4 protein-coding genes and 2 pseudogenes are annotated in these 7400 nt (G+C 46.9%); 3 read left to right on the forward strand and 3 right to left on the reverse strand.

All coding sequences use genetic code 11. From position 1 onward, the window contains the following. A pseudogene (locus B9T16_RS23405) lies at positions 1-1189 on the reverse strand (hypothetical protein); the annotation flags it as partial. Between the two features lie 564 nt (positions 1190-1753). Between B9T16_RS23405 and B9T16_RS23410 the strand changes: the two are divergent. Together B9T16_RS23410 and thiS are read left to right on the forward strand one after the other, a co-directional pair. Continuing rightward, a complete protein-coding gene (locus B9T16_RS23410; protein WP_006618113.1) occupies positions 1754-2272 on the forward strand; it encodes a TRAP transporter small permease subunit in 519 nt (172 codons plus the stop codon). 1033 nt (positions 2273-3305) lie between these two features. Further along, a complete protein-coding gene (gene thiS, locus B9T16_RS23415) occupies positions 3306-3521 on the forward strand; it encodes a sulfur carrier protein ThiS (protein WP_043468056.1) in 216 nt (71 codons plus the stop codon). Here thiS and B9T16_RS23420 read toward each other — a convergent pair. Together B9T16_RS23420 and dnaK are read right to left on the reverse strand one after the other, a co-directional pair. Further along, complete coding sequence (locus B9T16_RS23420; RefSeq protein WP_152088347.1) at positions 3518-4519, reverse strand: DnaJ C-terminal domain-containing protein; 1002 nt, start codon at positions 4517-4519, stop codon at positions 3518-3520. The two genes, thiS and B9T16_RS23420, sit on opposite strands and share 4 nt — an antisense overlap. Before the next feature lie 131 nt (positions 4520-4650). After that, positions 4651-6669, reverse strand: a complete 2019-nt coding sequence (dnaK, locus tag B9T16_RS23425) for a molecular chaperone DnaK (protein WP_410245899.1) — start codon at positions 6667-6669, stop codon at positions 4651-4653. Between the two features lie 172 nt (positions 6670-6841). On the opposite strand from dnaK, the pseudogene B9T16_RS23430 reads away from it, so the two are divergent. Continuing rightward, a pseudogene (locus tag B9T16_RS23430) lies at positions 6842-7400 on the forward strand (FAD-dependent oxidoreductase); the annotation flags it as partial.

Consider the following 7400-nt stretch of genomic DNA (forward strand, 5'->3'; position numbering starts at 1 on the left):
TGTAACTCACCTGGTTGGGCGCTCTATTTACCGATAAATGGTTGTTACCCCAATCGACTCCCGTTGGTGCGCCATTTGGTCGGAATAGGTCTAAAGTCGCGTTACCCCCTCCAATGGAATTACTATCAGCAGTACMTGTACCAAAGTTTCCACCTATTAAAATCTTGCTGTTTTCCATTTCATAAAAGCAAGAGTTGGGGCTGCTCACCTGACGATATTTAACCCTATTATTGGTAAACAGGTTGCCATTTACCATAATCCGGCCGTTTAACTCAAGATCTTGACCGGGAGTTATGTCAATATCACCTTCATAGACTACAGCATTATTAACAATAGGAACTGCTCGTCTATCTTGCTGCATTTCCACAGCCGCAAAACCCCTACCACTCACGGGTATACTGGTAGAGTAGATAAAAAACGGCTTGACTCGGTTATTCTCTAGTGTCTCCCAGCCCCCACCATCCGCCCCACGAGCAAAGGTTCCCTGGCCTTGCTCACAATCAGGGTTGGTGTTAAAAGGTGAATCTATCCTAGGTATGGTATTACCTCTAGCATTTACGGGAGTTCTCGCCTGCTCGCGCCTTGGTTCCAGGAAGAAAATTCCATAAATATTGTATCTGTCTGGGTCGCCGTCATCATTCAAATCTTCTGTGAATCCCCAGGCAGTATCTATCCTTTCCCGAGGTGGTCTAGGGCCATCCTGATCATCTATATCCACCACATCATCTATAGTGCCATTGCCATTTACATCAAACTCTAGGGTCAGTCGTTCTTCACGGGCAAAAGTGTAATCCTCTGCCCCTAATATGCGCAATAACTGACTTTCTGCAGGGGTTGCTACCCCGGACTGATCAAACGCTTGAGTAAGTTTGGCTTTGGCGCGTTCTAACCCCGGTGTCGCCGCTAACAGAACTTCCTGGTTAACCCGCACATTTTGGGCAAACCTCGCCCGGTCTAAGGCTCGGAATGCGATCGCCACCGTTAACAGCACCACCACTAACATCACCATGGTTACTGTCGGCAACACAAACCCCGCCACTTTTTGGCGATCGCCCCTATTCATATTAACCCAGTTTCCCAGGAGCGATCGCTTCAAGCCTCGGATCGCCCGGTTTCCCAACTTCCGGATTTCTGCCAACCATAATCGAATAGGTGACTTAGGCTTTCTGTTATTATGCTCATTGTGCATAAGACGACTTCCTGACCTTAGAGTTTAACTGAATACACGCGCTGACAAATAATAAGCTGACATAAATATAAATACACTCATAGCTGCGGTATTATTACCCACAACTAGACCACTAAATACCCTCGCTACCCCCGTAATGGGGGAACTAGGGTAACTCTTTTTCTATTATGACAAATCGATTGAGTTAATTGTGAATTGGCGATCGCCTTTTTTTGTGCGATCGATCACATTCACCAACTCGGTTCGAGGGTTATAGGCTTAGGGAGGATTACACCTCACCCTATATCCTAGCATTCCCAACTCCACCCCAAAAACGATCACCTTTCACTGAAATTCTCTACCCCCCAGATTATGTTAAGTTTTGTAAAAAAAATTAAGTTTTGTTGCGAAAAATTTTTTTTTCTGGGGGGTCTCTTGCTTTGTGCGCCACCCCGTGCTATACTTTTACATAATGGGAATAGTGACAATTTCAGATTTTAGGCACAGATTTTCATTATGTAACTGTCCATATATTATCATAAATGTACAGAGCTTGTCAACCCCGGTATAAATGAGAGTTAAAACGTGGATAAACTCCTAATTGTATCCCAATTGATTGACCGAATGAATGAGTATTTAGGGCGGGTGGTTTCCTGGTTAGCCCTAGTGATGATCGCAGTAGGAACCTGGAATGTAATTGGTAGGTATGTCGGTAGAGCGATCGGTCAAAATTTAAGTTCTAATGCCCTGTTAGAAACCCAGTGGTATATTTTTGATATCATCTTTTTAGTAGGTGCTGCTTATACCCTAAAACACCATAGCCATGTGCGGGTTGATGTCATTCAAAGTCGGTTAAATGTTAAGCAAAAAGCCCTAGTTGAGTTATTGGGAACCGCCTTATTTTTAATTCCCTTTTCCATGATGATTATTTTCTACTCCTGGGGGGCTGTCTCCAACTCCTGGGTAATTCGGGAAGTCTCCCCAGACCCCGGCGGCTTACCGCGCTACCCAATTAAAGCCTTAATTATAGTGAGTTTTGTCTTATTAATTATTCAGGGTATCTCCGAAATCATCAAAAACTTGGCAATTTTCCGAGACAATTAACAATTAACAATTAGGTTCCGCCGTCAATTATCCATCCCCACGACGATATTAATAAACCCACCCCACCGCCGATAATTATTTAATTGTGGGGGCGGGTTCCGCCGTCAATTATCCATCCCCACGACGATATTAATAAACCCGCCCTCCGGGTTCCGCCGTCAATTATCCATCCCCACCAGGATATTAATTAATAAACCCGCCCTCCGGGTTCCGCCGTCAATTAWCCATCCCCACCAGGATATTAATTAATAAACCCGCCCTCCGGGTTCCGCCGTCAATTATCCATCCCCACSACGATATTAATAAACCCGCCCTCCGGGTTCCGCCGTCAATTATCCATCCCCACCAGGATATTAATAAACCCGCCCCACCGCCGATAATTATTAATTGTAGGGGCGGGTTCCGCCGTCAATTATCCATCCCCACCAGGATATTAATAAACCCGCCCCACCGCCGATAATTATTAATTGTAGGGGCGGGTTCCRCCGTCAATTATCCATCCCCACSASGATATTAATAAACCCGCCCCACCGCCGATAATTAWTMATTGTAGGGGCGGGTTCCGCCGTCAATTATCCATCCCCACCAGGATATTAATAAACCCGCCCTCCGGGTTCCGCCGTCAATTATCCATCCCCACCAGGATATTAATAMAYYCWCCCKSCGGSTKCCGCCGTCAATTATCCATCMCCACSASGATATTAATAAACCCGCCCCACCGCCGATAATTATTMMTTGTAGGGGCGGGTTCCGCCGTCAATTATCCATCCCCACGACGATATTAATAAACCCGCCCCACCGCCGATAATTATTAATTGTAGGGGCGGGTTCCGCCGTCAATTATCCATCCCCACGACGATATTAATAAACCCACCCCACCGCCGATAATTATTTAATTGTGGGGGCGGGTTCCGCCGTCAATTATCCATCCCCACGACGATATTAATAAACCCGCCCCACCGCCGATAATTATTAATTATTAGGGGAGAAACCGGGCTAGAATTGGTAATTGATAATATTGGCATGGGGAAATATGAGCGATCGCACCATCACCCTAAAAGTTAACGGAGAAGCGCAAACTTGCGCCCCAGACACCAGCTTACCTAAATTTTTAGCAGATTTGGGGTTAAATCCCCGTTTGGTAGCCGTGGAGTATAATGGCGAAATTCTCCACCGACAATTTTGGGAAACCACCACCATGGGAACAGGTGATATCCTAGAAATTGTCACCATTGTTGGTGGTGGCTAAACCGGGAGATCCTCACGGGGATTAAAAGTTTCCATTTCCCGGAGTTTCTCGTATAATTCCCTCTCCTCGGAGGTGATCTGTTTAGGTGCGACAATTTGAATTTCCACCAACTGATCACCCCGATCGCCATTTTCGTTAGGATAGCCTTTATTAGCCAGTCTCAGACATTGACCCGAAACCACCCCGGCTGGGAGTTTAATTTTCACCCAACCATCAAGAGTCGGAACTTCTATTTCTCCCCCTAGGGTAGCCTCGCTGGGAGTTACCGGAACCTCACAAATAATATTAGACTCTTCCAGCCTAAAAAACTCGTGGGGTTTTACCGTAATTTTCAGGAATAAATCCCCCCCTTGAATGCCCAAATTTTTCAGGCGAATACGTTGACCAGTAAACATTCCCGGCGGCATATTCACCTCAAGCGATCGCCCATCTTCCAGGCGGATCCTTTCGGGTCCTCCAGTGTAAGCCTTTTCCAGAGGTAAAGTCAACCTCGCCTCAATATTGCGTCGATTTTCCCGAACCGGAACCCGGTGGATTACCCTACTATTAGGGGATGTATAAGGGTCAGAAGAAGTCACACGGGGTGTATCATTAGTGACAGTCCGCACTTCCCGCCGCCGTCCAATCAGTTGATCAATAAAACTATTAAAATCCGCATATTGCTCAAAATCCACCTCAGAAGTTTGAGTTTGGGTGCGACCACGAGCCACCCGACCTCCCCAGGTTTTAAAGCCACTCACCGGGGATTTTTTCGGACTTGCAAACCCCTTTTGTTTCCAAAACTTGCTGTACTCATCATACTGCGATCGCTTTTCGATATCCGAGAGAATATGATAAGCCTCACCAATATCCTTAAACTTCTCTTCTGCTTCCTTATCCCCCGGATTCAAGTCAGGATGATATTGTCTAGCCAAACGGCGATAGACCTTTTTAATCTCATCAATAGAAGCATCTCTCGAAACCCCTAAAATCTGATAATAATTCCGAAAATTTTGCATAATTGAATCACAATATAAACTGAGCAGTAACAGCATCTCAGAAAAGGGAGCAGCGAACCACCAAAACCGGGGGAAGCCTGGTGAGAGAACCCCACGCCACAGCCTCCCCTATTACCGTAAACAGCCCACCATTAGAGCCAATCGTCATCATCATCATCCCAATCATTACTTTGGGGATAATATTTTTGACCAGGGCGACCAGTTCCCGTTCCCATGTTATCGTAACGGGAATAGCCAGTAGCCGGAGGCATATTATAGGGGTCACGGATACGGCGATCGCCACCTCCAAAAGTCCGACGAATCGATCCAAACAGATCATCATCATCATCATCAACGGCAAAAACAGACACCTCGCGAGTCAAATCATATAGCGCATCTTGCAGATCCGCCCCAATTTGATCAATACCGCGATCGTCATTTCTTTCCAGACTATCGCGCAGCGCCCTAATTAAAGTCTCAATACGGCCCCGTTGACGTTGAGCAAACTGCATCCCATAATCTAGGGCTACCTCCCTTAACTGTCTTTCCGCCTGATAAGTCAAAGCCTGAGCGCGATTGCGTTTTTCTACCCTTTCCCGTAGCAGCCGGTCCTGGTCTGCAAACTCTTCGGCTTCCCGAATCATCTGATTAACTTCCTCCTGAGACAGAGTAGAAGCACCCTGAATAGTAATGCTTTGTTCCCGACCAGTGGTTTTATCCAAAGCCGTCACCAGGAGGATACCATTAGCATCAACATCAAAAGCCACCTGTACTTGAGGCACACCCCTAGGCGCTGGTGGAATACCCGTCAGCTTAAACCGTCCCAGAGACTTATTATCCTTAGCTAACTCCCTTTCTCCCTGGAGGATATGAATTTCCACCAAGGTTTGATTATTCTCCGAAGTCGAGAAAATATCCGATCGCCTCACCGGGATAGTAGTATTGCGGGGTATGAGTTTTTTCATCACCCCCCCAATAGTTTCCAATCCCACCGATAGGGGGGTAACATCCAATAGCAGGATATCGCGCACTTCACCCCCCAAAATGCCCGCCTGAATAGCAGCCCCCACAGCCACCACCTCATCAGGATTAACCCCCTGATTAGGCTCAAGGTCAATTAGGCTACGCACCAACTGCTTAACAATGGGCATCCGGCTTGCACCCCCTACCAATACCACCTCATCGATCTGGCTAGGTGAAATTTGGGCATCAACCAAAGCCTGTTTAACCGGACGGCGCAACCGTTGAATCAGATCAGCACATAATCCCTCAAACTCTCCCCGAGAAAGTCTAGTTTCTAGGTGTTTCGGTCCGTCAGCATCCGCCGCAATGAAGGGTAAATTGATGTCAGTTACCCCCACCCCAGATAGTTCGATTTTAGCCTTCTCAGCCGCTTCTGTCAGGCGCTGAAGGGCTTGGCGATCGCGTCGGAGATCCATTCCCTGTTCTTCCAGAAACTTCTCAGCTAACCAATCGACAATTTTTTGGTCAAAATCATTCCCCCCCAGTTGGGTATCCCCGCTAGTGGACTTAACCTCAAATACCCCATCTCCCACTTCTAACACCGACACATCAAAAGTTCCCCCCCCTAGGTCAAATACCAGAATAGTCCCAAAATCCTGCTTTTGTAGTCCATAGGCTAGGGAAGCCGCCGTCGGCTCATTGAGAATCCGTTTTACCTCTAATCCGGCAATTTTCCCAGCGTCTCGGGTCGCCTGTCTCTGAGAATCATTAAAATAGGCCRGCACAGTAATTACCGCCCCAGTCACCTCCTCCCCCAGATATCTAGTCGCCTCCTCGGCTAATTTCCGCAATACCATAGACGAAATCTCTTCCGGTGCGAAATCTCGCTTCAGTCGAGGACATTTGAGGCGGATATTACCATTGTCGTCTCGACGCATAGTATACGGGACCCGTTTTGAGGCCGGKGTTAGGTCCGCATATCTCGACCCAATTAATCGCTTCACATTATAAAACGTATTCTGAGGATTTAAAACAGCCTGCCGCCTAGCCATTTGTCCGACAATCCTTTCTCCCTCTTTGGTAAAGCCAACGACAGAGGGTGTTGTCCGCATCCCCTCAGAATTGGCAATCACGACGGGTTTACCGCCCTCCATGACCGCTACAACAGAGTTGGTTGTTCCCAGGTCAATGCCGACTACTCTACCCATTCGTTGGTGTTCTCCTTGTCTTGTTGGTGTGGCTAGTAGATCTTTTCTAATTTTATCGCTTCCCATCGTTGTCGCCCTAAATGGGGGGAGATTCTAATTTTATCGACAGAATGTTACGAGATGTAACCTATAATGAGAACGAAATATAAGCAAGTTATTGAAAGGGTTGTCAATGCGAGTTGCGATCGCTGGGGCGGGTTTGGCTGGCCTAAGTTGTGCCAAATACCTAACCGATATGGGTTATACCCCCATTGTCTTGGAAAGACGAGATGTTCTCGGTGGCAAAGTGGCCGCTTGGAAAGATGAGGACGGGGATTGGTACGAAACGGGACTGATATCTTTTTTGGGGCCTATCCTAATATGCTCCAATTGTTCAAGGAGTTGGACATTGAGGATCGGTTGCAGTGGAAAGAACACACCATGATCTTTAACCAACCAGATCAGCCGGGGACTTACTCTCGGTTCGATTTTCCCGATATTCCAGCCCCCGTTAATGGCATAGTCGCTATTCTTCGCAATAATGATATGCTTACCTGGCCTGAAAAAATTAGGTTTGGCTTGGGACTAATTCCTGCCATGATTCAAGGCCAAAATTATGTCKAACAGATGGATAAATATTCCTTCTCCGAATGGCTCAAACAACAAAATGTTCCCCCAAGGGTGGAAACTGAGGTGTTTATTGCTATGTCTAAGGCTCTCAATTTTATCGGGCCAGAAGAAATATCCTCCAC

Source organism: Arthrospira sp. PCC 8006, from assembly GCF_046480465.1.
GTDB classification, from domain to species: Bacteria; Cyanobacteriota; Cyanobacteriia; order Cyanobacteriales; family Microcoleaceae; genus Limnospira; species Limnospira platensis.

Bases quoted from the DNA above. Each gene is read 5' to 3' on its own strand.
- thiS (WP_043468056.1), top strand. From the start codon at position 3,306: ATGAGCGATCGCACCATCACCCTAAAAGTTAACGGAGAAGCGCAAACT.
- B9T16_RS23420 (WP_152088347.1), bottom strand. From the start codon at position 4,519: ATGCAAAATTTTCGGAATTATTATCAGATTTTAGGGGTTTCGAGAGAT.